Below are 24586 nucleotides of genomic sequence, written 5' to 3'. Positions count from 1 at the left end.
GGCCCCCTCAACAAACGCCCAACATCAGGCAGGCTGCTTGCTGGTTACCAAGGCCGCCTCCAGTGCAGGCACGCCTTGGCCCGCCGCCTCATACAGCCAATCGTTGTACTGGAAGTCGTTGTCCTTGCGGCTCTTGAACAGCAAGTTGCGCAGTGTCCGCGCGAGGCCGGAAACGTGCCAGGACTCGCCCCAGACGCGGGCGGTGCGCTGGACCCGGGCTGTCCTGGTGGCGCGGGCGGAATTGAACGCGGCAAGCGCTTCATCCCACGCGGCCGGGTTGACGCCGTCAGCGGTGAAGACGGTGCCTGCGGTGACGTCTTGCAGCACGGCGGCGTCTTCGAGGGCCTGGCAGGCACCTTGGGCAAGGTACTGGAGCATGGGGTGGGCGGCGTCGCCCATCAGAACCATACGGCCGGCGACCCAGTTTTCAATGGGGTCGCGATCGTACATGGGCCAGCGGATGCCCGTGCCGAGGTTCGCAAGAGCCGCCTGCACCGCCGGAACACAGTCCTGGTAGGCGGCCTGCAGCTCGTCCACTCCGCCGTATTGTTCTTCACCGCGCTCGAAGGACGGCGATTTGAAAACGGCCACAGTGTTCAGCAGCTCCCCCTTGCGCAGGGGGTACTGCACCAGGTGACAGTCCGGGCCGAGATAAACCACGACGTCTTCGAGGTCCGCAGCAGGGGTTTCCGACGTAATGGGCACGGTTCCCCTGTATGCCACGTAAGCGGAGGAAACGGGTTCATCCGAGGCCACCAGCGGGCGCAGCGTGGACTTCAATCCGTCGGCAGCGATCACCACATCGGCTTCATAGTCCACACCCGACTCGGTGTGCACTACTCCCCTGCCGTTCACCGTTTCCACGCCGTTCACCATGACATCGTTGATGAGCTTCACCCCGGCAGCTTCACAGCCCTCAAGGAGAACCCGGTGCAGATCGCTGCGGTGGATCACCACGTACGGTGCGCCGTACCGGTCCTTGAACTCCCCCTGAAGCGACTGCCTCGTCAGCTCTTCTCCGGTAACAGCATCCCGGAACACCAAGTGCTTGGGCTGGACACCGATTTCCAGTGCCTTCTCCAGCAAGCCCCAGCGCTTTAGGACACGGGATGCATTCGGTGCCATTTGCAGGCCGGCGCCTACCTCGCCGAACTCGGGCGCCCGCTCTACCAGCGTGACGTTGGCGCCGTTTTCGCGGAGGGCCAGGGCGCCTGCAAGGCCGGCCATGCCTCCTCCCACAACCAGGACGTCAGTGGAATTGAGGTACTCAGACATTGTGTGCTCCTTGGGAGATGGTGAGTTTGATTTTGAGTCCGATGCCGGCCAGGAGGACCGCGGCAATCGCTGCGGCTCCGGCAAACGCGAGGAAGTTTGAGTTGACGCCCATTCCGGCTGCCAGAAGGAGGCCACCCACTTGGGGTGCGATGACAGCCCCGATCCGGCCTGTGCCCAACGCCCAGCCAAGCGCTGTCCCCCGCAGGTAGTCGGGATAGTGGCTGGCCACCGCGGCGATGATGAGGCACTGGGTGCCATGGGTTCCGACGCCGGCAAGCACCAGTGCGGCATAGACGACGCTAACGGGCGGGCTGGCCAGGAGAACGGCCAGTCCGACGGCGGCGACGGCGGCTGCCGTTATGGCCGTCGGAATCGGCCCGAAGCGTGTGCCCGCCCATGCCGTGATGACCGATCCGGCAACGGCACCGAGGTTCAGTGCCAGCGCAAAGGTGAGAGCCGATCCCAGGTTGTAGCCCGCCAACTGCATCAGATTGGGCAGCCACGTGCCCAAACCATACCAGGCGAACAAGGTGGCGATGGTGGCGAGGGCAAAGAGCATGCTGACACCCAGGTAAGGGGCGCGGAGCAGAGTACCGAAACCAGAGGAGTTCTTGGACTTAGTACGCTTCATCGAGCCCGGCGTCAGCGTCTCCGGGATGTACTTCAAGCCCAGCGGCACCACGATCACCAGCGCCAGGACAGCCACCAGGAACATCACCTCCCACCCGAAAGCGGGGATCAGGGGAATTCCCACCAGCGCGGCCAGAGAGCCGCCGATCGGGACGCCGGACATCATGAGCGTGGCGATGGTGGAGCGCCATTTTGTGGGGACCAACTCCGCCACCAAGGCATTGGCCGACGGCACCAGCCCGCCAAGCCCGACGCCGGCCAGGAGGCGAAGGGCACCAAAGACCGCCGCATTGGGAGCAAACGCACACAGGATGGTGAAGATCGAAAAGACGATCGCGCACCCGAGGATTGTCTTGCGCCGTCCCCAGGAGTCGGCCATCCGGCCTGCAAAGATCGCTCCGATCATCATGCCGAGGAATGCCATGGACCCAATGGTCCCGGCGGTGGCTTTGGTCAGGCCCCAGCCGGTCTCGGAGATCAGGGAGGCCTGGACGGTGCCGTAGACAATGAGGTCGTAGCCGTCGAAAACCACCAGAAGCCAGCACACCAGGACGGCTAGTGCCGAGCCTTTGGAAAACCGCGGACCGGCCTCAGTGCTGGGAACAGCAGCGGCGACGATTCTGGAGGATGCCTCTTGCGACGCTGCAGCGGGAAGTGAGTGATTCATCCCACCACTTTCGGATGGGTCAGGCAAACAAGGCCATAGAATTCTGTTGTGCAGAACAACTCAGCCTCGAAGCAGCGCGGGATGCCGGCCCAGAACCGGAAACCTGTCCAGAAACGGCCCACGTACTCCATCGAGGCTGTGGACAATGCTTTACAGCTCCTCCAGCTTCTTCGCGACGGCGGTGCCCTTCGACTCAAGGACGCAGCAGCCGAGCTGGGTGTTGCACCTTCTACTGCCCACAGGCTTCTGGCAATGCTCGTGTATCGCGGCTTCGCCGTCCAGGACGAAAACCGCCGGTACGTCCCCGGGCCGGCCATGGGCGTGGGCCCGGCAGGACTGAGCTGGACCCGGCTCCTGAGGGACCTGGCACAGCCTCACATGGAGCTCTTGTCTTCGCGGCTCGATGAGACAGTTAACTTGATGGTGCGCGTGGGCACGAAAGTGAGGTTCCTCGCTACCGTGGAAGGCAGCAACGTCCTGCGCATCGGTGACCGGCAAGGAACCGTGATGCCTGCCAACAGAACATCAGGTGGCAAGGTGATGCTGGCAGAACTGGAACCTGGCATGATCGAGCAACTGTTCCGAAGCCAGAATGCCGAAATCGGCGGCGACACCATTCCCGACGCCGAGTATCCGGCGTTTCTGCGGGAGCTGGACACTATCCGCGGCAACGGATTCGCGGCCAACTTCGAGGGCACGGAGGAAGGCGTTAGCGCACTCGGGATGGCACTCCACAACCGGCATGGGCACGTGGTGGGCGCGCTCAGCGTCGCCACGCCTGCCACCCGGTTCCGTAAAGTGTTCGACGCCGGATTGGTCGCCGCCCTGCGCGAGACCTGCCGACAACTTGAAGTGGACATCGCGGCTAACCCGGCCGACGGAGCCGAATAGGATCCACAACGCGACCACCCCCGCGTTGCGAGGCCCGATCTGCGCCTAAAACGAGCTCCATTCCCCGCAGAGCGGGCCCCGCAACGCGCTTAGTTATTCTGCACAGCAGAAACTTCTCTGATTCCCGCCCGGGCCCTCCGTAGGGTCGAACTACGCCAACACCGTTCGGACCCTATCGAGGAGGCCCCCGTGTCCATCACCGCCGAGAACACGACTCATGAATCAGTGGCCGCCAGCCACGCCTTGCCTGAGCCCACACCGGAGGAAGCTGCCCAGTTGGAGCAGCTGTATAAGGACTTCGCTGCCGGGAACATGGTTCCGTTATGGACGGAGATCGGCGATCTGATGCCGATGGTTCCCACCCCGAAGGCCGTCCCGCATGTGTGGCGTTGGAATGACTTGTATCCGTTGGCTGCCCGTGCCGGTGACCTGGTTCCGGTAGGCCGGGGTGGAGAACGCCGCGCGATTGCCCTGGCGAACCCCGGCCTTGCCGGCACACCGTACGCGACTCCAACGTTGTGGGCCGCCATCCAGTACCTGGGCGCCCATGAGGTTGCTCCGGAGCACCGCCATTCGCAGAACGCGTTCCGTTTCGTCGTCGAGGGCGAGGGTGTGTGGACTGTGGTGAACGGGGATCCGGTGGCGATGCGTCGCGGCGATTTCCTGCTCACCCCGGGCTGGAACTTCCACGGCCACCACAATGACACCGATCAACCCATGGCATGGATCGACGGCCTGGACATACCGTTCGTACACTACGCCGATGCCGGGTTCTTTGAGTTCGGCACCGAACGTGTCACCGACGAAGCCACACCGGACCTTTCCCGTTCCGAACGGCTCTGGGCCCACCCCGGCCTGCGTCCCCTCTCCGGCCTTGATGACACCACCAACTCCCCCATTGCCGCGTACCGCTGGGAACACACGGACGCAGCCCTGCGGGAGCAGTTGTTGCTGGAGGACGAAGGCCACCCGGCCACGGTGTCCCAGGGCCACGCCGCCATCCGCTACTCGAACCCCACCACGGGCGGGGACGTGATGCCCACCATCCGCGCCGAGTTCCACCGCCTCCGCGCCGGCGCCGCCACCGAGCCGCTCCGCGAGGTCGGATCCAGTGTCTGGCAGGTCTTTGAGGGCACCGGCACCGTCGTGTTGAACGGCGAGACCAAGCAGCTGGCCAGGGGCGACTTGTTCGTGGTCCCGTCCTGGCAGGAGTGGTCCTTGCAGTCCGAAACAGAGTTTGATCTGTTCCGCTTCAGTGACGCCCCCATCTTTGAACGACTGAACTTCAACCGCAGCTACACCGAAGGACGCAAGTAAATGAGACTCCTCACCCTCCGCACCGAAAACGCCGCCGGCAAAGGCACCGTGGCCGTCCGCCAGGACGGCGACACCCTCACCGAGATCACCGGCTTCGCCGACGTCGGCGCGCTGCTCGCGGAACCCGCCTGGGAGGAAAAGGCGAAGGCGGCCAACGGCGCAACGCACGCGCTCGACGGCGCGGACCTGGCCGCCGTCGTGCCCGCACCGGGGAAGATCATCTGCGTGGGTCACAACTACCGCAACCACATCAAGGAAATGGGCCGGGAAATCCCGGAGCACCCCACCTTGTTTGCGAAGTACACCGAGTCGCTGATCGGCCCGAACGATGACCTGGCGCTGCCGCAGGAATCGGACACCGTGGACTGGGAAGCCGAACTCGCCGTGATCATTGGCAAGAAGGGCCGCCGCATCGCCGAGGCCGACGCCGCGGACCACATCGCCGGATACGCGGTCCTGAACGACGTCTCCATGCGCGACTACCAGTTCCGCACCATCCAGTGGCTGCAGGGCAAAACGTGGGAGAACTCCACGCCGTTCGGCCCGGCCCTGGTCACCAAGGACGAGTTCACCGCCGGCCCACTCATGACCTCGGCCGTGGACGGCGAGATCCAGCAGTCCACCCCCACCGGCGACCTCGTGTTCACCCCCGAATTCCTGGTCTCCTACATCTCCACCATCATCACCCTGAACCCGGGCGACGTGATCGCCACCGGCACCCCCGGCGGAGTGGGCCATGCCCAGGACCCCAAGCGGTACCTGCAGGAAGGCCAGCTCCTGGTCACCACCATCGAGGGCCTGGGCCAGCTAAACAACCGAGTGGTCAAGGAAGCCTGATGGTCGCCCGCCACGATCTCGCCACCGATCCGGGCCTGCAGGAAGATCTCCTGCAGGCGCGGCGGGGCACCGCGTTCTTCGCCCGCAAACTGAACGAACTCTCCGATGCAGAACTCGACGGCGGCACCCTCCTTCCGGACTGGACCCGCCGCCATGTGGTGGCGCACGTGGGATACAACGCCCGCGCGATCGCGCGCTTGGTGGAGTGGGCTGCCACAGGGGTTGAAACACCCATGTATCCCTCCCCTGAGGCGCGGAATCACGAGATCGATTTCGGCGCGACCCTATCCCCGATTGCACTGCGGAACCTGTTCGACCATTCCGCGGTGCACCTGTCCGTGGAATGGCGCGACCTGCCCGACTTGAACTGGGAAAACGAGGTCCGCACCGCCCAAGGCAGAACAGTCCCCGCCTCCGAAACCGTATGGATGCGCACCCGCGAAGTATGGGTCCACGCTGTGGACCTGGACAACGGAGCCACCTTCAACGACATCCCCGCCCCGGTCCTCGAACGTTTGCTCAAAGACATCACCGGCGCATGGAAAACCCGCGGTACCGACACCGGACTCCTCATCACAGTAGATGACACGGAGTTGACGTTCGGCGACACTGCCGCCGCAGACCCGACGATCATCAGCGGCACCCTGCCCGCCGTCGTCGAATGGGCCACCGGCCGCGGCTCCAACGGCGTCAATGCCGACGGGCCACTCACCCAAGGAACGACGCCAGCTGCCCCGAAGTGGATTTAGCCGCGGCTGAGGGTCACCGCGGCTGACGGGTTTACTGTTGAGAAAGCAGGGAGAGTCCGGCTGTCAGTGTGGTGCTTGAGATTCCGGTGCCGCTATTTCTGGCCTGATAGCAGAATGCCTCGTATAGCTGTTACGGGCACGGCGCCGAAGTCTCGGGAGTCGATGGACACGCCGCGGTTATCCCCCATAACAAACACGCTGCCCATGGCCACCTCTTCCGGACCGAAATAGGTCGCGTCTATGCGGCTGTGGTCCACATAGGGCTCAGGGATGGCAACGTCGTCAACATAAAGTTCCGCGTCACGGATAGCAACGCTTTCTCCTTCACCGGCAACGACCCGTTTGATCACTGTTTGGCCGTCTACGGGGCTGGCGAAGGCGACCACTACGCCCGCTCGAAGCCAGCCCGCCGCTACACCAGGCTTGTACAAGAGCACTACCGATCCCGACGGGATAGTAGGTTCCATACTGTTGGACGAAACTATGAGAGGCTCCACCAGCCATAGACGCGCGGCAATGATGATCAAGACGGGAACCAAGGCAATAGTCAGCAAACGCGGCCAGTGCCACGGGACTCCCGGTTCCTGAACCTCTGCCTTCGGGTGCACGGGATGTGTGTCACTCCCTAATAACTTGCGGTTGGTCAATCTTCTTCTTCGTCCCACTGTGCCTTTGCCGCAGTCATGGGATCGTATGGGTCCGGGTCCGGAACTGCGGGGCCTACGCGGAATTGGGCCATCATGTCGTGATCTTCATGGGGCAAATTGTGGCAATGCATCATGTAGAGCCCCTTATGGGGGGTGAACTTCATCAGCAGCCGCACAACCTCATTCTCACCCACATACACCACGTCCTTGGGGCCGCGCTCGTAGGCGAACGGCGCCCTTCCGTTGCGGCTAATGATCTGGAAATCGACCAAATGGATATGCAATGGATGGAACCACCCACCGGATTTGTTCTCGATCTCCCACATCTCTACTGAGTTGAGTGCTGGATCAGCGACTACTTTCTTGTAACCGCTAGCTATGACGTCCTGCCAGCTGTCGTCATTAATAGTCCACATGTTGGTGGTATCGCTTCTCTTGACCCGGAACCGCCGCGTCTTCACGGATTGCCCTGCGGTCAAGGCCATGGTTTCGCTACCCACCAGTGTTGTTGGGATCCGATTCCAGGTTGGGTCCGAGGTATCAACGGGTTCATCAGTGATGTCGAAGGCCATGATCTTGTTGGTGAAGTCGTAGTCTACGTTGTTGGGGTTGGACAGGTTCCGGAGCTCGATTCGCTGCCCCGTCTTGTACTTTCTGAAATCGATCAGGACCTCGTAGCGTTCAGCTCCTGCGTGCCGGTAGTTGGACACGCTTTGCGCCTGCGGTATCAAACCTCCGTCTGTTCCAACGACCACCATTGGATCGCCTGTACTGAGCGCCGGTCGCAGGGACCGTGAAATGGAAGCGTTCAGGAAACGGAAGCGATAAACACGCTTCTGCACCTTCATCACGGGCCATGGTTTACCGTTCACCAGAATCACATCACCCCAAAGGCCCGAGTGGCTGTTGTCGTCGTAACCCAGGGACCCGTTCGCAGCGAACATAGCATCACTGATAGTTACAGCCACGTCGTATCGGCCTTGCGGAAGCAGTTTCCGTTCGAGCGGATCGTGCATGTGGTACTGCGCGGCTAGGCCGGAGTAGGCGTTTATTGCCGTGAAGTGCACTCCGTGATCGTGATACCACAGGGTGCGTGCTGGCTGGAAGTTGGGGTAATGGTAGTCCTTGTAGAAGCCGGGATGAGTGATGTCGCTGGCGTAGCCGTCATAGTGTGGCAGTGACGCGGACCCGTGCAGATGAGTAGACGTTGACAGAGCATGCCCGTCCAAAGCATGGTTGGCCGGTAGCTGATTCCGAACCCTCAGGATGGCCTTAGTGCCTTGGTCCAAACTGATGGTCGGCCCTGGAAATAGGCCGTTATAGCCGAGAATGGGCGTTGCCAAGCGCGGGAGGATGCTGGCCATCGCGGCCTTCTCCGTCACCCTGTAGTAGTTCACGGGTAATCCGTCAGCAGGATCCTGACCCGTGGCATATGGTTCGAGGACCGGAGCCTGCGCAAAAGGCACTTGGAAGGGGCGAGGCATGTCCCGGTCGTTGAGCCTGCTTGCGGACTTCGCCTCAACTGTCGCGGGTAGCATGGCGCCTCCAGCGCCGAGTACTCCCAGCCCACCAATCAGCAGAACCTGGCGGCGTGAAATGGACATTGCCGGTCTCCTTTGTTCAGTACCTTGACTGTGCCCTACCCATCTTGGGTATTTCCTGCCGAAGACTATGGAATTCTTGGGGAAACCCTGAAGCCTCGTGAAAGCTTTCCGGCACTGCAACCCCTACTTGCTGCCTTTATGATGGCTGGTCCCTAGGGATAGTCCGGGTCCGCCAGGCATTTCCAGTGATAAGTCGATCGCTCGGTCCGGAAGCTCAAACACGAGTGTCTTGGTGACGATGTCTCCTTGGGGCGCAATTTTGGGGCCGGAAGAAGCCCAAACGGCTTTCCACCGCGCCTTGCCCAACGAGGAGACAGCGTACTCGGCCGGGTCGAAGGTCAGCCCGCCTGCCTCCATCGCTGTCAATTCCAGCAATATGCGGACGCGATGGAGTTCTTTTCCAGGTGGATTGGCCAGCGTGTCGGATCCAGTGGGTGGCGTCCAGCCGTCGTTCTCCAGCGGTATTACCCCGTGAATACGAGCAAGTCCGCCACTGACGGTCGCCGAGGCACCCAACGGGGCAGGAGCCGGCCGACGATCAACTGTCAGGATGTTGACCAGCAAAGCGCCCACCAATGCAAGCAGAACTATGGGAACAAGAATCTTCGGGTGCTTGAGCAATGCCGTCCGTGCCATAGCAATGAGTCTGGCGCCGACTTCTAGGGAATCCCTAGGAGTCGCCCCAGGTACTCCATACTCGGCAGCCTGTCCAAGGGGGAGGTGTCGGCTTCCGCCGGAATTGCGCCAGCGTTTCCCCAAGGACCAGATCCTAGGTTGTGAGCGTGCGTGAACCCTTTACGCATGCACCCAGGATCTGTGAGGTTGTCATGAAAACTGAACTATACGAACCGGGAGAGTCAAAGACCAAGTCCAGCAACCCTGTCAGGGCCGGGATGATTGCGACGGTCTCTGCCGTGCTTTGCGCCACTACTCTTTTTGCCATACCCACCGCCAATGCCGCCGTCCCGGCCTTCCCAAATAATCTAGTGGTCTTTCCTGACCGCGACTTTGTCACGATCGAAGGGTTCCAGGATCGTGTGGGCGAAACCGCGACGGTCGAAGTAACCCGCTCGGGGGTCGGAGTTGTGGGCTCCGCACGAGGTGTAGTTCAGGCCGGAGACGTCGCCTTCGAAATCAACCACCCAGGCGGGTATTGCTGGGGAGCGGGAACAGGGTTGAACGTCACTCCCGACATTCAGCCCGGCGACATTGTGTCCATTAAGTTCGGAACCGCCGCCGGTGGGGAAACCCGTGTGCAAGATACCTATGTCACCGCCGGCTCGGTCTTGTCCGGAAACAGCGTCATTGTCAGGGGACACGTTGGCTCGGGGGTAAACCGCGACCAGATGGAACAACGCATCATCGAACCGGCGCTCAAAGATACCGCCGTGGCACGCCGAGACGTGCGCGCCATCCCCGGACCGCAGACACCGGCTCCGAAAGGTGGATACACCTCTGCCCTTGAATTTGACGTAGATGGACCGAACACCTTTACCGCCACGTATATCTTCGACGATCCCGCCGCGGCCGAGCTCGCGGCGAACGCTGCCGGCGCGCGTGCCATGGCATGGGAAGAGGCGGACGAGTCGGGCAACCGGCAAGGATTAACCATTGCCGAATTCGGCGAACCCGGCGGCCCAGGAATGGGCGGTTGCCCGAACGGGCCTCTGCAATCAGGCCCGGCAGGGCCAACTAACATCTCTGCAGCTAAGGTCGACGGCGCCCTCAAAGTATCTTGGACACCTGCGCAAGCCATACCTGGAACGCCGGCCATCGAAGGCTACAGGGTAAGCGCTGTCGCCAGGTCCATTGTGGCCCACGAACAAGTCGAATCCGGCATGCGTATCAGCAACCCAAAGGCCACCGGCACAACCATCAAAGGCCTTATCGAGGGAGAAGATTACGACGTATACGTGGTATCCGTCAGCAGCAACGGAGAGACCCATCCGGCCGCTCATGCAGTCCCACAGACGGATGACACCGCTCCGTCGGTGACCGCATCGCCCAATGGCGGCACATTCCCCACGCCTCAGGAGCTGACGCTGGACGCCCGCGAACCGAACATCGACATCTATTACACGCTTGACGGCTCAGATCCGCTACAGTCCGGCGGCGGCACCTCCGATACCGCAGTGCGGTATACCGGGCCTATCAGTATCACGCAGACTGGTACGGTCAAATTCGTCGCCATTGATTCCTCGGGTAACGTTTCGCCCACCGGCAGCGTGGACTTCAGGATCACCAATGATCCTGTGCCGACCGCCCCGGCCTTCACCGGTGCACCCACAGCAGGCAGGGGAACCGCGAGCCTCACGTGGGCTGCCGTCGACCCCGGTGCGGGGCCGGCCATCACGGGCTACACAGTCCAGGCTTACACCGCGGACGGCGTAGCTTTCGGAGCCTCCAAAACGGTCGCAGGCGACGTCACCACACTGGTCTACGACGGACTCAGCGGTGATACCGTCTATCGGTTCACCGTCAGAGCCAGCAACACTAATGGCGCCGGGCCGGAGTCGGCCCTGAGCGATCCCGTGACCGTCCAAGGAGCCGTCGTCGCCGTTGCCGGATCGGATCAGACTATCCCGCGCCGCCCCACCGCAACGAACATCACTTTGGACGGTACGGGCTCCACCGGCGCTGGTGCAACCTATCTTTGGGAGCAGGTCCTTACAGGTCCCTCGGATCCGGATAAAGTCACCTTAAACGCAGCCACCTCGCTGAAGCCGACGTTCAGCCTGCCGGTCTACAAGCATCCCATGACCAACAACCCACTCACATTCCGCTTGACAGTCACCGTCGGCCCTGACGTACGGACCGATGAGGTCAAGGTGATTCCGGTACCGGATAAGGTCACCATCGACCAGGCCCAGTGGAAAGTCGGCGACATGAGGATCAGTGGTACCAGCACCGTGAGCGGGGGCACCGTCACTATCCGGGTCGACGGTCCTTCTGGCCGGGTACTGGGCACAGTGGCTGTGACTGCTGCAGCAGCCCCGGCAACGGGAGGCGTATATTTCCTGAGGCTTCGCAATGGAGCCGCCGGTACGGCTAATCCCGGCAGTGTTTGGATTGAGTCCACCGTAGGAGGCACCGCCGGACCGGTCACGGTCATCAACAAGTAACCCCTGAGCGGGGCTGTCCCCACGGTCCGGTGGCTTCCGGAAAGTCCGGAAGCCACCGGACCCTTCTATGCTCCGACAAGTCCGCAATCGCAGGAATACAACAGGGCGGCTTTGTCGGCTCTCCGTGGTTTGTGGTGAATCGGATTCCACGTCTTGAAAAAAGCTAAAGGGCTCGTAGTCCCGCTGTCATGGATGTTCTTTGATCAGCACGCGTGTGCACTCCCGCCGGCCCCAGCGTATCCGCGACATCCCTGTCGCCGGCCCCATCGAAGTGATCTGGGCCAACCGTCGGCTGCTCCTGCGGGTCGGCTGCACTCTCTCGGACCGGGCACGGAACAGGCTCAGCACCGTGTTCGCCACCGACGACGCCACCGGAATATTCCAGGCCGCGTGGCTGGTCACAGAGCAGCTCCGGACGCTGCTCGCCACCGGGTCCCTCGCGGACGCTGCCGACGTGAAGGACTACCTGCAGGCATTGGTTGAACATGCAGCCCAGCCGGAAACGAACCAGCTCTGACACACAATCTGCCGATGGTGGAAAGAGATCGAAGTCCTCATCGTCTACACAACGCGTATCCTGTTGCGCACTGCCGCTAGAAAAGCGGCTTAAACATACATCACGGCGAAACATTCACTACAAACCGTGAAGAGCCGCTTCGTCGTTGTAGTAACACGGCACATCAATTTTCTGATTCATCCAAACCAACTACGTGTGCTTCGAGGGATTGAGCTAAGTGGACCTCGGAATGGTGGGGCCCTGTGCCACAGATGCGGCCGATTGCCTGCTGTACCAGCGGGCTGAGGGTGTGCAGGCCCCAAACGTCGCAGTAACTGACGTTCCGGCCCCGGGCTGGGAACGGATGTCAAGGGAACCACCCGCTTGGCGAATGGTGTCCCCCAGGATTCTCAAACCAAAGTGGCCTTCCGGTCGGGAACCCTGGGGGTCGAAGCCCACGCCGTCGTCTACCACTGTGATCTCGGTGCACCCACCGGACTGGCGGATCCGGATGGAAACCTCTTGGGCCAAGGAATGTTTCGTTGCGTTAACCAGAGCTTCGCGAGCCACCCTGTAAACCAGAACCTCACGATCCCGGTCCAGTATGAGGTCTTCCGGAATCTCCAGGCTTAAGGCTACTCCTCGCTCAACCAAGGGAGTCTCAAGTCGTAGCAGGCTGGACTTCAACCCAAACTCTTCAAGATCAGGTGGATAGAGCTCGCTGGTCATAGCCCGCAGGCTGCGGATGTTGCTCTGGAGCATGGAACGGGCATGAGTAAACACGGTTCGAAGTTCGGAGGGGCCGCGGCGCTCCTCCGCCTCTAGTGCATAGGCCAAACCTGACAAGTCCTGGATAACCTCGTCGTGGAGTTCACCAGCGATCTGTCGACGTTCCTGGTCCGACGCCTCGATGGCGCAGCGCAGCAACTTATGACGGGCCACCTGATCCCGCTGAATTCTGCGCGCCAAACGTACGGCTGGAATCAACTGCGTCAGTTGGAGGGCCGCCAGTGACAGCAACGTCGGAGGAATCATGCCCATCAGCACAGCTTGCTGTTCGCGGCGCACGCCCTCGCCCGAAGAGTATGTTTCGAAAATCATGGGCGCGCCGCTTTGAGAGGAAGAGCGGGCATAGACCTCAACGAGTTCCCCCGCATGCGCTTCGTACTCGTTTTCTTCCGCAGTCTGCCGTTCCAGAGTGGCCGTCGCCGGCCCACCATCGAGCAGGAGACGGGCCCACTCCTCATGTTCAAAGTCTTGGCCAATGAGGTTTTTCTTGTCCGAATAGACCACCCGGCCGGCCTCGTCCCACACTTTGATTCTTGTTACGCTGCCGCTGGCAAGCCAAGGTGCCAGCCTTTGGTCCAGCAATTCCAGCGCGGTAGGGTCTCGGTCAAGCAGCTGGTTTGTTATCAGAGGCCCCACCACATTGTCAGCCAAACGTTGAGTGAACTCCCTCGCATTGGCGAGGGCGTGACGTTCTGCTTCTGCCCATATCCAAAAGGCCACTGGGGTGGCTACTACGATGAGTGCCACGAAACCGGCGGTCAGAAACCTGGCTACGGCTGACTTGACCTCCAGCCGTTCGCTATCTTCAGTAGACGTGTTGAGGTTGGCTCTGGCCCTCCCGGCGAAGAGGTCGCGCATGGTCAGTCACGCCCGGGCTAATGACCCGAAGGCTCCGCTGGAGGTAAAGCGCCACCGCCCAGCCTCGCCACCAAGGACGGATGAACAATCATGTTGCCGGGGCGGACGTGCCTCAAGGTGTCCAACATAATGCCCAAGGCTCCATCTTTAGGCAGGAACCCGCAGATGCCCATACTTGCAGCCTCACACAGTGCCTTCTGTGAAGGGTTTCCCGTCAACATCACTATCCGGGCCTCAGGAGCTGCTGCCAGAATGCGTTCAGCGGCCCGAAGCCCGGAACCATCTGTAAGATACAGGTCCATAATGACCACCTCGGGCTGCAAGTCAAGGAACATTGTTACAGCGGCGTCAACCGACTTCGCAGTCCCGACACTCTGAAGGTCCGGTTCCCGATCCAAAGCTCCGGCCAATAAGTCGGAGAACGTTGTGTGATCGTCGACAATGAGAATTCTCAGGCGCTCCGGGTCTTGGTTCGTCAGCGCCTGCACAGAGGGACTTTCTGGAACCGGGACATTCGATCCGCGGGTCTCAAGTGGTCCGTAACATGCGGCGGAGCTTGTCAAAAGCCTGGCCTGCGCCTCTTGCAATATCGGCCCAGGCGCACAGCCCAACTCCCTGTCCATCACCCTCCGGCAGCGGTCGAAAGCCCTCAAAGCTTCTGTAACTTCTCCGTTCCGCTCCAATCCCAGAATCAGCGTAGTCCAAGCCCGTTCGTTGAGTGGATCGTCCTTTGTTACGTCCGTGCCCCACTCCGTGGCCTTAACCAAATCCCCAACAGCAAGCGCAGCTTCTGCCGCCAGAACCCGCGCATGGCTCACTCGCGCTGCTTGCAGCGCCCGTTCCTCTTCCGCCCAAGCAGGCAGAAGCTCATCTCCAAGGAGGGGTGCAGATGATAACTCCAAGGCTTCGGTCAGCAGATCCAATGCGGACTGCGGCGTGGCCTGGCAGGCCCGCTTGGTGAGTCTCTCGAACCTGTCGAGGTCGAGTTCCACCAGTGACCGATCGATTGCATAGCCGCCATTGACAGTCCTCAGAGGACCTGTCCGGCCTGTTCCAGGCTGCAAATGGCGTCGGAGCACACTGACATAGCTTTCCAAGGTAGGAAGTGCCACCGCCGGATGGTTCCCACCCCACAGCAGGTCCATGATGCGATTCTTCGACACCGCCCTCCCGAAGTTGAGAAGAAGGATTTCTAGTACCTGACGTGGCTTAGGCCCGCCCAAGTCGCTGGCGTGCAGCTCTGTTTCGCCGCGGCGAATCGTAAGGGCGCCAAAGATGGAGATCTGGAGCACCGGCGCTGGGACAGCGTCGTCTGAATCGACGGTTAGACGGTCAGGTGAAGTTGCCAGGTTCAGAGTGCTCACGGAGTGCCCCAATAGGTAGTCGAGTGCCTAGTGATTCCATTCAAATCGTGCACAGACAGGGGAACAACAGTAGTGAGTACTCGCCTTTTTTGACGTACTTTCATGCCAATACTTGGTCACAGTGGTTGTGTACTTAGGCCCGTGCCCAACAACCCTTGTTATGCGCTTTAACGCGTTGAACCGTTGGAGAACGTTCGCGCTGGTGAAACCACTGTTCCCACCTTGCCAATATTGTAAAAACCCTATGAGGTCGGAGCGGAGGCCGCTGACCCTTCGCCGTAGGATTCCCCAAGCCGCTGGGCCTACTGTGACTAATAGATCCACACCATCGGCAGCCGGCTCGGGGAGGACACTCTAACGCTGACAGCCGGACATGGAAGGAAGTCACATGTTCCCGAGCAACGTTACCTCTGGCGCCCAGAGGTGCCATACAGGCCGTCCCAGGTTTCCAGGTATGTGGTCCGTAGTCCGCGACGCAGTGGGCGCCGCCCGTTACGGTCCATACAGCCTCACCTCGCTGGCCGCCCTAATACTGGCTGGGGTTGCGGGTTTCACGGTAACGGGGAAGCTCCTCGATCCTCTCCGGCGACGACAAGGCATTACGACCACGGGGACGGCAAGTCTGCTGGGCACGGGCACGGTCTCTTCATACGCCGTCGATCTGCCTCACGGTGAGACCAACCATCAGTGGTTGCAGGTCAGGGAACAAACGTTATTTATGGAGGAGCTGAACAGGATGCAGTCTTTAGTAGATGACCTATTGTTGCTGGCAAGAAGCGGCCGCCCTGGCTTCGTTAAGCGAGAATGGGTTGACGTCGATTCTTTCCTTGCCGAGTCCATGGACAGGATCAAGGTTATGGCTGAACGTCGCTGGCAAATTGACGACATGCCCAGTGGAAGGCTTTGGGCCGACCCAGACCTGCTCTCCCAATTAGTAGATCGGCTGGCGGTAAACGCTGTGCAGTCCACCACTGATCGTGATGTGATTTCTTTAGGTGCCGCCTGGATCGAATCGCCAGCGATCAACTCCTCCGTTGAATACGACAAGACGTCAGCGAGCACTATCGAAATCTGGGTGGCTGATTCCGGGTGCGGTATTAGCGCTGCGGACCAGGAAAGAATTTTCCACCCCTTTACAAGGCTCGGACTGCCTCGGGAACAGGAAGGCGCAGGACTTGGACTGACCGTAGTTAAGGCCATAGTCGAAGCACATCAGGGTTCTGTCCGTGTCAATTCGCGGCCAAATGTTGGTAGCAGATTCGTGCTCTCACTGCCGGGGGAAGCCGAGCAGGAGCCGGACCAAGCCGCAGCATCAACACAGGCCCCAGGTGGAGTTGTCTCGCCTAGGGACCCGGGGGTTCCGCTGTAGCAGACCCTGGCCAAATCGGACCATGATCAGATCTAGTCCAACGTGAACGGGCTAGAGTCGGTGGCCCCTGCATCTCATGTTCTGGCCTAGTAGAACCCGGGCAAAGCTATGGAGGGTTCTCTGCCGCGATGGTGACCGCGGCCGCCTTAAGCTCAACACCCCCAAGCGTCGCCAAGGTTTTCCCTAGGAAGCCCTTGGAGCATGGCCCTCACTCGTGGACTGAAACGGGAACGACCGCATTGGGGAGCCGACGCTATGAAAATCACTACAGGAAAACCCGCACGTACGCCGCGACGAGGCAGCGCGGATGCAATCCGTCGCACCCTGGCCGCTTCAGCAGTACTAGCTGTGACGGCCTCGTTAGGGCTGCCACCGGTAGCAGCTGCTGCTGCACAACTTCCCATTGGCGCCGGTTTCACAGTCACGACCGCTGACTTGTCCTACATCCTTAAACAAATCAAGATTGCCGAGGCCCACGTAGCCAACACTACGTCCGAAACCGGGCCATGCGGGGCGCTGCTGGGGAACGGTCCTAACCAACTCGCCAGTCCCCTATTGTCGCAAGGGTTACGCACAGTCGACGGGAGCTGCAACAATCTCCAACAAGGCCAGGAGAGGTTCGGGGCCTCCGACCAGATATTTCCGAGGCTCGGTACGAAGGCCTTTACCGCTGCTGAGAGCGGCTCCTTTGGCGGACCTCCTTCGCCCACAAGCTACACCCAAAAATCCGGAGCCGTCTTTGATTCGCGGCCACGGGTCATCAGCAACCTGATTGCGGATCAAACATCCACCAACCCTGCGGCGGTGGCCGCGGCAGGGTTCCCGGCCAGGACCCAAGGAAACGCCGGCGTGGTGCCCTGCACCACCGACCCCGAGCCAGACGCAGTTCCCCCCGTTGCGGCGGCCCCGGAAGGCTGCGTTCCCTCCCGAAACACTCTTTCCATCCCCAACGTGACAACCGATGTTGGGCTCTCCCCGCCGTACAATTCCCTCTTCACCCTCTTCGGGCAGTTCTTCGACCACGGTATTGACCAGACCGTCAAGGGCGGCGGGACAGTTTATGTTCCGCTGAAGAACGATGACCCGCTGGTAGCAGGACCGGACCATGTGTTCGGCACCTCCGATGACCTCCATCCGCAGAGGCGCTTCATGGCGCTGACACGCGGTCAAAACCAGCCTGGCGCCGATGGTGTTATGGGAACACCGGACGATATCCAGGATGCCCTCAATACCAACTCGCCCTGGGTGGATCAGAGCCAGACCTACTCGTCCCACGCCTCGCACCAAGTGTTCCTGCGGGAGTACACCAACAGTCCCGCGGGGCGGCCCGTTTCAACAGGAAAAATGTTGGGCGGGCCGGCCGGTACGCCCTCTGCCGGCGGCATGGCAACGTGGGCTGTGGCCAAAATACAAGCACGGGAGCTGCTGGGTATTCAACTCCTGGACAAGGACGTGGTCAACGTCCCCATGCTTCTCACGGATCCCTACGGAAAGTTTGTCCCCGGACCAAAGCACGGACTTCCCCAATTTGTGACAGAGTCCGGGCTGGTGGAAGCAGACAAAACCCAAAACCAAGGGCGCGGAACGCTGGTTCCCCAAGACGTGGCGTATTTCAACACTCCCTTCCTCACGGACATTGCACACAACGCGGATCCCTCACCTCGGGACTCTGACCACAATCCTTCAACTCCACCTGTGGCCCCGGATCCGGACCCCGACACAACAGCTTCAGCGGACTTCGCGAACCAAGCGCCCGGCACGTATGACGATGAGATGCTGAACGCTCACTTCATCGCCGGCGACGGCCGGGTCAACGAGAACATCGGCCTGACAGCCATCCACCAGATCTTCCACTCTGAGCACAACCGGCTGGTGGCGGACGTAAAGACTGTCCTCAGCAAAGACACATCGTCAGCAGGTATCTCCGCACTTGCCGAGTGGAAGCTACCCGGCGGCGCAGAAGGCTGGAACGGCGAACGGCTGTTCCAAGCTGCGCGGTTCATTGCTGAAATGGAGTATCAGCATCTGGTTTTTGAGGAGTTCGCCCGGAAGATCCAGCCTGCCATTAACCTCTTCGAACCTTTTGCATTCGCCCAGACGGACATCAATCCGGCAGTCAGTGCAGAATTCGCGCATGCTGTCTATCGATTCGGGCATTCGATGCTTACGGAAACCATTTCCCGTCGAAACCAGGATAGTCCCGGGGCCGATGGCGTGTGGGGGACCTCAGACGATGTACTGGGGACCCGGAATGATCTATCCCTACTGGAAGGGTTTCTGAATCCTCCTGCCTACACAGATGGAGGCCCTGCCGGGCTCATGACGTCAGAGGAGGCGGCAGGAAGCATCATTATGGGAATGTCCGACCAAGTCGGAAGTGAATTGGATGAGTTCGTCACCGACACGCTTCGGAACAAGCTGCTGGGGCTTCCCATGGATCTGGCTGCGATCAATCTGACCCGCGCCCGCTCAGAGGGATTGCCCAGCCTTAATGCCCTGCGCCGGGAAATACACGCCACTACAAACGACGGCCAGCTCGAGCCATACACGAACTGGATCGACTTCGGCGAGAACATCAAGCACCCGCAATCCTTGATCAATTTCGTAGCGGCCTACGGAAAACACCCCTCGATCGTTGGCGCAAGCACGGTTGCGGATAAGCGAAAAGCCGCCAGGCTGATTGTCAGCCCCGACGCGCTGGCCGGTGAAGTCCCTCCGGTGGACGCTGTGGCCTTCATGAACAGCATTGATGCATGGGCCAGCAATGACGGTTCTTCCACCACCGGCCTTGATGACGTGGATCTATGGATTGGTGGTTTGGCTGAACGGACCAATCTCTTCGGGGGACTGCTCGGCAGCACCTTCAACTATGTCTTTGAGAGCCAGATGACGGATCTTCAGAATGGCGACCGTCTGTACTACCTGGCCCGCACCCCTGGAATGAATCTCATGTCGCAACTGGAAGGAAATTCTTTTGCAGAGATGATGATGCGCAACACCAACGCACAGGCGCTGAAGGCTGACGCTTTCGCCACTGCTGATTGCAAGTTTGAACTGAAGAACCTTGCCGGAACCCCCCAAGGCTTTGCTGCCAGCGGCAACACTGTTGCCGATGACCCCGAGTCCCAATGCAATGAGACTGCACTGCTCATCCGCATGCCCGACGGCACCATCAAATACCGTGCTTCCAACTCTGTGGACCCGGCCGGTATCAACGGCCAGGCTGTCTACAACGGATCCGTGCTCGGTGACCGTATTCATGGCGGCTTTGATAACGACACCATGTGGGGCGGCCTTGGGGACGACATCATCGAAGGAAGCGATGGCGCCGACAATGTCTTAGGCGGCCTGGGCGATGACACCATCACAGACTCGGCGGGAGAAGACATCATGAAGGGCGGACCGGGAGATGACGCGATCGACGGCGGTCCCGGCCTGGATCTTCTCATCGGCGGTGACGGCAAGGACTTTATCAACGGCGGAGCAAACTCCAATGAGACTTTTGCCGGCGAAGACGACGACTTTGTGATTGCCGGCGAGGGACTGGACTCAGTGTTTGGCGGTGGGGGGAACGATTGGGCAGAAGGTGGCGACGGTCCGGACCTACTGATTGGCGACTCCAGCAACCTGTTCTTTCTGGACGACTCACAACGGCCTGGAAACGACATCCTGATTGGCCAAGGAGGCGACGACGACTACGACATGGAGGGCGGGGACGACGTGGGTATTGCGGGTCCCGGCGTCGAGAAAGTGGCCGGAGCTTCGGGCTACGACTGGGAAATCGGCGTGTACGACCCCCAGCCGCAAGATGCGGACCTGGACCTTCCGATCGCACCGTTGGACATCCTTCAGGTTGGAGTCCGGGACCGATACAACGAAGTTGAAGCACTCTCCGGCGGCGCCCTCAACGACGTACTCCGCGGCGACCACCGCATCCCCAAGACCGTAGGTGGCGGCGGCTTCATTGGTTGTGATGTCCTCGACCAATCGGGCGTGGACCGTATCTCCGGACTAAACCAGCTCGTACCGTCCTTGCCTACCCCTATTGAGGAGGTCATCAACAGTTCTGCATCGAAGGAATGCCCGGCACTAAACGGTCCAATGGTGTGGGGCGAAGGCAACATCCTTCTGGGCGGCGGCGGGAACGACGTTCTCGAAGGCCGCGGTGGAAACGACGTCCTCGACGGCGATCGCTACCTCAATGTTCGGCTCAGTGTGCGTACGGACCCCAACAACCCTGCCACTGAAATCGGCAGTGCCACCTCCATGAATGCACCGTACCAGCGCAACATCGCCGGCGAGCTTGTGGGCCCCACCCTGCAGCAAGCCGTCTTCACAGGGGCAGTGGACCCCGGCAACATCAGCATCGTGCGGGAAATCCTGACATCTGCAGAGGGAACCGATACCGCGGTCTTCTCCGACTTCGAATCCAATTACACCATCACCACAACCGGCGGTGATGGCACCGTAGGCTCACCCGGATCAGTCACCACGGTCCAGCACAACAACGGAGAAGACGGCACGGACACCCTCCACAACATTGAACTTCTCGTTTTTGGCAGCGGTACCGGCGGTGGTGACGACGGCCAAGGGGGCGGTGAGGACGGAGACGACGGTCCAGCAGACGATGAAAACGAAGGTAACGAAGACGGAATTACGGACGGTGTCGAGGTCATCCCCGGCGATGGGGAGGTCACAGTGGTTACTCCGCCCACGCCGGGTCCAGGGCCCGCGGTAGACCCGGCACCGGCCCAGCCCGCACCAGTGGAGCCTCCGAACCCGGCCCCTGCGGGTCCAGGGCCCGCGGTAGACCCGGCACCGGTGCAGCCCGCACCAGCGGCTCCCCCGAACCCGGCCCCCAGTGGCTTCACCATCCGGATTGTGGATCCCGCAGGTGCCCAAGTGGGAGACATTCTCACCACTGAACCCGGGGCTACCAGGACCGTGGTTCGCGGGTTGGACAACGGAACGGCTTACCGCGTCCAAGTTGCCCCCACCGTCGACGGCAGCGAGCCGGCGTTTTCCACTTTTAGCGAACCCGTGACCCCGCTCGTCCAAGGGGACCAAAGTGCTTCGGACCAGGATGACATGCTCCCGCTGATGCCTCTCCCCCAAACCGATCAACAGCAGGAACCCGAATCCGGTCCGTCAGCGTTCGGCATAATGCCGCCCACATCATTGGCGGCTCTAGCCCAGTATCTTTCGACCGGTCCTGGCCCTGCAGTGTTTGCTGCCGCTGTTGGAGCGCTGGTGGTGGTTTCCTGGTTCTTGTGGCACCGGCGATTTCGCTCGCAGGTAAACGCCAGAAAGTCGGGCAGCACCTAAGGTCCGGCGCAGCGGCCGGCGGACGGGGCTGTGGCGCGGCCGGATCGAAGCCACCGCTCGATGCCGGTCATGGCACGGGTCGCTGCAGCCCAATAGCCCACGCCCACCGCCAACGATGTCAGCACGGCAATGGTTTTGTTCCCCTCGGCCAGCAACGGGTACACCAGCCAGTGTGTGACGTAGATGTACAGGGAAGCCGTGGCCAACAGGGCTGTCATCCGATGCAGTCCGCGCGGTATGGGCAGGGTCGGGATCCACAGCAGGATGAGGAATCCGACAAGAATGGTTGCACTACGTTGTTCATCCGTAAATGAACCGGGGATCGTCGCCAAAGAAACAGCTGTAACGACTATCCGCTGCCGCACGTTTTGGGACGCTGCTGCCGCCCATCCAAGAGCGAAAAGCCAAAGAACGGGCCCCTGCCCGGGATAGGACAGGTCAATGATGTCGAAGCGCTGGACTAAGTCGACACTTGCCAAGGCCAAAGGGAAGCCAAACGGCCATCTGCGCAGGGCACGATCAACCGCCGGTATCGCGAGCAGCACAGCCAAACCGAGCAAGATGTGGACCAATATTTCAACGAACCAGAAGCGGGACATATCCGTCCACCCTTGGGGACCCAAGAGAGAGTTCAGAAGGAACACGTTCTGCCAGCCATAGGCGTCCGTAAGCACAAACGCGACGGCAATCACCACGACACTTGGAAGCACGATCCGTGCAGCGGCTCGCAGCTGTCTCAGCAGCCGCTCCATGCGGGAGCCGGACAACTGGAAGCGGGCAAAGTTATAGCCGGCCAGCGCCATCAAGACGTGCGCTGTTCCCTCCCAGTCGAGAAGCCTGAAGTGTGTGGACACAATGAAAAGGATTGCCACAGCGCGCAAGACAATACCTGACTCCATACGTGCGAACAGCCGTCCCCGCCACGTCCTGACCCTGTCCGATCTGCTGGTCACCGAAGGGCGATCAGCTGATGGAGAGGCGCGCGTGAACTCGCGCACAGGCATGAGGTGCCATCCTGGTGGAACATCACCGAGAGCGCGCTCCAGACGAACCGAAGCCGCCACATAAGAAAGGGAGTCACCGCCCAAGGAAACAAACGTGTCGGAGTCTTTGACGTTCCGGCGTTCGAGGACGTCCTCGAAAATCTCCCGCACTGTGCTCGTCGATGACAATGAACCCATGATGGCCGCCTCTGGTTGACGATCCGAATCGGGCCGGAGGGACAATGCAAGGATGGCAGGGTAGTCGGGTTTCCCGTTAACCAGCCGCGGAATGGACGGTACAGAATGAAGTTCGACGGCGGCACGCGGCACGCCCAGGTCATGCGCCAGTGTTTTGGCGACCAAGGCGAGGTGATCGCGGTTCCCCTCGACTGCCGCCACTACCATCTCGTCCGAGCCGGCAGCAGCGGCACTAAGGCCGAAGTCTGAAAGGATCCGCTCAACTTGTCCTAAATCAATCCGGAGCCCAGCGATTTTGACGAACCTGCTGCGCCGGCCAACGATTTCATAGAGGCCGCCCGGGCCTTGACGCGCAAGGTCACCGGTACGGAGCTCGGTTGTCTCGCGGCCGAGAGCCAGGTCTTCGGGTCGCTCCGCATAGCCCAGCATGACATTCGGGCCGCTGAAGACAAGTTCGCTGGCGTCCAACCCCGGAACTGGTTCAAGCCGGAACGCTCCGCCTGGCACTGGCACTCCAATAGCGTACGGGTGGACTACCGCCTGGTCGGGTGGCAGGTAGGCCATCCGGGCCGTCGCCTCCGTCTGCCCGTACATGACAAAAAGGTCCCATCCACGTTTTTGGCCCAACTCTGCATAGCGACGGACGCACTCCGGCGCCAGACGCCCTCCAGCCTGGGTGATATAGCGCAGGCTTGGAAGGTCCATGTGCTCGAAGCCCACCCGGTCCAGGAGATCGAAGGTGTACGGCACAGCGGCAAATGACGTCACCTGCCGTGATCGGACCAGGTCCCAAAAACAGGGGTCCACCACCGAAAGGTCCGTCAGTACCAAAGACGCGCCTACCAGCAAATGACTGTTGACCACGCTCATCCCGTAGCAGTAAGAGAGGGGAAGCGTAGTGGCTGCGGTATCGCTTGGACGCAGGTGCAGGTACTCGGCGATAGCGGCCGCGTTCGCCTGAACGGCGGCGCCGGAGAGGCGAACAAGTTTCGGCGATCCGGTGGACCCGGAGGTGCTGACCAGGAGGGCTAAATCCGGGTGTAAATCGTGCTTGGTCTCGTCCCTCAGCACTTCCACGACACAATCGCCCGAGCCTGACCGGGCAACGATGTCGGGATCGTAGGAGGCAATGAGGGCCTCGGAAGCTTGGCCGCCACCCGGTGGAACTAAAAGTAAAGGATGTCCTGACGCCAATGCGGCGAGATATACCGTTAACGACGGCAAGGTGTTCTCGACCTCGAGCGCAATCAGGCGCCGGGCGGGACCAAACGACCGCGCCATCGCCCCTACGAGTTCGGCCAGCTCTCCATAGCTAACGGAGCGGTCCCCAACGCATACGGCGGTACGGTCTCCGAACGTGGCAAGCTTGGCGGCGAACGAGGTTCCGGCCAAATCCGGCTGAATAGTCACACCAGGGATTCAACAAGGTAAAGCTAACCTAACTCAACTTGATAATGCCCTGAGC

The 24586-nt window shown here is 60.8% G+C and carries 16 protein-coding genes; 8 read left to right on the top strand and 8 right to left on the bottom strand.

Annotated features, from left to right (window positions below; genetic code table 11):
- Window positions 1-24: 24 nt before the first annotated feature.
- Window positions 25-1275 carry an FAD-dependent oxidoreductase gene (locus HAV21_RS13640; RefSeq protein WP_142939367.1) on the bottom strand — a complete coding sequence of 417 codons (1251 nt, stop codon included), beginning with the start codon at window positions 1273-1275 and terminating at the stop codon, window positions 25-27.
- Window positions 1268-2572 (bottom strand): aromatic acid/H+ symport family MFS transporter, encoded by a 1305-nt coding sequence (locus tag HAV21_RS13635; protein ID WP_142939368.1) that lies wholly within the window; start codon window positions 2570-2572, stop codon window positions 1268-1270. The genes HAV21_RS13640 and HAV21_RS13635 overlap by 8 nt, the downstream gene beginning before the upstream one ends.
- 81 nt (window positions 2573-2653) lie before the next feature.
- Here HAV21_RS13635 and HAV21_RS13630 point away from each other — a divergent pair, with 81 nt between their 5' ends.
- The 4 genes from HAV21_RS13630 (at window position 2654) to HAV21_RS13615 (ending at window position 6366) form a co-directional block, all read left to right on the top strand.
- Window positions 2654-3463, top strand: coding sequence for an IclR family transcriptional regulator (locus HAV21_RS13630; protein WP_142939455.1), 810 nt, complete (start codon window positions 2654-2656; stop codon window positions 3461-3463).
- Window positions 3464-3652: 189 nt separating this feature from the next.
- Window positions 3653-4780: a cupin domain-containing protein gene (locus tag HAV21_RS13625; RefSeq protein WP_166842085.1), complete on the top strand. Its 1128-nt coding sequence runs from the start codon at window positions 3653-3655 to the stop codon at window positions 4778-4780.
- Window positions 4781-5617 carry a fumarylacetoacetate hydrolase family protein gene (locus tag HAV21_RS13620; protein ID WP_166842084.1) on the top strand — a complete coding sequence of 279 codons (837 nt, stop codon included), beginning with the start codon at window positions 4781-4783 and terminating at the stop codon, window positions 5615-5617.
- Window positions 5617-6366 (top strand): maleylpyruvate isomerase family mycothiol-dependent enzyme, encoded by a 750-nt coding sequence (locus HAV21_RS13615; RefSeq protein WP_166842083.1) that lies wholly within the window; start codon window positions 5617-5619, stop codon window positions 6364-6366. The genes HAV21_RS13620 and HAV21_RS13615 overlap by 1 nt, the downstream gene beginning before the upstream one ends.
- A gap of 92 nt (window positions 6367-6458) precedes the next feature.
- Here HAV21_RS13615 and lepB read toward each other — a convergent pair whose 3' ends face one another.
- From lepB to HAV21_RS13600, 3 genes are all read right to left on the bottom strand, one after another.
- The gene (gene lepB, locus HAV21_RS13610; protein WP_347877656.1) at window positions 6459-6974 is read right to left on the bottom strand and encodes a signal peptidase I; all 516 of its coding nucleotides are present in this window, start codon (window positions 6972-6974) and stop codon (window positions 6459-6461) included.
- 35 nt (window positions 6975-7009) lie between these two features.
- Window positions 7010-8617 (bottom strand): multicopper oxidase domain-containing protein, encoded by a 1608-nt coding sequence (locus HAV21_RS13605; RefSeq protein WP_166842082.1) that lies wholly within the window; start codon window positions 8615-8617, stop codon window positions 7010-7012.
- A 123-nt stretch (window positions 8618-8740) separates the two neighbouring features.
- Complete coding sequence (locus HAV21_RS13600) at window positions 8741-9253, bottom strand: hypothetical protein (RefSeq protein ID WP_166842081.1); 513 nt, start codon at window positions 9251-9253, stop codon at window positions 8741-8743.
- 191 nt (window positions 9254-9444) lie between these two features.
- Here HAV21_RS13600 and HAV21_RS13595 point away from each other — a divergent pair, with 191 nt between their 5' ends.
- The gene (locus HAV21_RS13595) at window positions 9445-11739 is read left to right on the top strand and encodes a fibronectin type III domain-containing protein (protein ID WP_166842080.1); all 2295 of its coding nucleotides are present in this window, start codon (window positions 9445-9447) and stop codon (window positions 11737-11739) included.
- A 199-nt stretch (window positions 11740-11938) separates the two neighbouring features.
- Window positions 11939-12256, top strand: a complete 318-nt coding sequence (locus tag HAV21_RS13590; RefSeq protein ID WP_166842079.1) for a hypothetical protein — start codon at window positions 11939-11941, stop codon at window positions 12254-12256.
- 213 nt (window positions 12257-12469) lie between these two features.
- On the opposite strand, the gene HAV21_RS13585 is transcribed toward HAV21_RS13590, so the two are convergent.
- Together HAV21_RS13585 and HAV21_RS13580 are read right to left on the bottom strand one after the other, a co-directional pair.
- Window positions 12470-13882 (bottom strand): ATP-binding protein, encoded by a 1413-nt coding sequence (locus tag HAV21_RS13585; RefSeq protein ID WP_166842078.1) that lies wholly within the window; start codon window positions 13880-13882, stop codon window positions 12470-12472.
- Between the two features lie 17 nt (window positions 13883-13899).
- Window positions 13900-15246, bottom strand: coding sequence for a BTAD domain-containing putative transcriptional regulator (locus HAV21_RS13580; RefSeq protein WP_347877655.1), 1347 nt, complete (start codon window positions 15244-15246; stop codon window positions 13900-13902).
- Between the two features lie 718 nt (window positions 15247-15964).
- Here HAV21_RS13580 and HAV21_RS13575 point away from each other — a divergent pair.
- Window positions 15965-16615: a HAMP domain-containing sensor histidine kinase gene (locus HAV21_RS13575; protein WP_208096816.1), complete on the top strand. Its 651-nt coding sequence runs from the start codon at window positions 15965-15967 to the stop codon at window positions 16613-16615.
- A gap of 255 nt (window positions 16616-16870) precedes the next feature.
- The gene (locus tag HAV21_RS13570; RefSeq protein ID WP_166842076.1) at window positions 16871-21940 is read left to right on the top strand and encodes a peroxidase family protein; all 5070 of its coding nucleotides are present in this window, start codon (window positions 16871-16873) and stop codon (window positions 21938-21940) included.
- Here the strand turns inward: HAV21_RS13570 and HAV21_RS13565 are convergent.
- On the bottom strand, window positions 21937-24531 hold the full coding sequence (locus HAV21_RS13565) for an AMP-binding protein (protein ID WP_166842075.1): 2595 nt from the start codon (window positions 24529-24531) through the stop codon (window positions 21937-21939). The genes HAV21_RS13570 and HAV21_RS13565 overlap by 4 nt on opposite strands.
- Between the last annotated feature and the right edge of the window lie 55 nt (window positions 24532-24586).

It is taken from the genome of Paenarthrobacter sp. MSM-2-10-13 (assembly GCF_011605365.1).
In the GTDB taxonomy this organism is placed as follows: Bacteria; Actinomycetota; Actinomycetes; order Actinomycetales; family Micrococcaceae; genus Arthrobacter.
Note: the sequence above shows the minus strand (reverse complement) of the source record. Positions and strands in the feature narration are given on the sequence as shown.

What these genes read in the sequence shown, in the direction of transcription:
- HAV21_RS13640 (WP_142939367.1), bottom strand. Translation starts at nt 1,275, where the DNA reads ATGTCTGAGTACCTCAATTCCACTGACGTCCTGGTTGTGGGAGGAGGC.
- HAV21_RS13635 (WP_142939368.1), bottom strand. Translation starts at nt 2,572, where the DNA reads ATGAATCACTCACTTCCCGCTGCAGCGTCGCAAGAGGCATCCTCCAGA.
- HAV21_RS13630 (WP_142939455.1), top strand. Translation starts at nt 2,654, where the DNA reads ATGCCGGCCCAGAACCGGAAACCTGTCCAGAAACGGCCCACGTACTCC.
- HAV21_RS13620 (WP_166842084.1), top strand. Translation starts at nt 4,781, where the DNA reads ATGAGACTCCTCACCCTCCGCACCGAAAACGCCGCCGGCAAAGGCACC.
- HAV21_RS13615 (WP_166842083.1), top strand. Translation starts at nt 5,617, where the DNA reads ATGGTCGCCCGCCACGATCTCGCCACCGATCCGGGCCTGCAGGAAGAT.
- HAV21_RS13605 (WP_166842082.1), bottom strand. Translation starts at nt 8,617, where the DNA reads ATGTCCATTTCACGCCGCCAGGTTCTGCTGATTGGTGGGCTGGGAGTA.
- HAV21_RS13600 (WP_166842081.1), bottom strand. Translation starts at nt 9,253, where the DNA reads ATGGCACGGACGGCATTGCTCAAGCACCCGAAGATTCTTGTTCCCATA.
- HAV21_RS13595 (WP_166842080.1), top strand. Translation starts at nt 9,445, where the DNA reads ATGAAAACTGAACTATACGAACCGGGAGAGTCAAAGACCAAGTCCAGC.
- HAV21_RS13585 (WP_166842078.1), bottom strand. Translation starts at nt 13,882, where the DNA reads ATGCGCGACCTCTTCGCCGGGAGGGCCAGAGCCAACCTCAACACGTCT.
- HAV21_RS13575 (WP_208096816.1), top strand. Translation starts at nt 15,965, where the DNA reads ATGGAGGAGCTGAACAGGATGCAGTCTTTAGTAGATGACCTATTGTTG.
- HAV21_RS13570 (WP_166842076.1), top strand. Translation starts at nt 16,871, where the DNA reads ATGAAAATCACTACAGGAAAACCCGCACGTACGCCGCGACGAGGCAGC.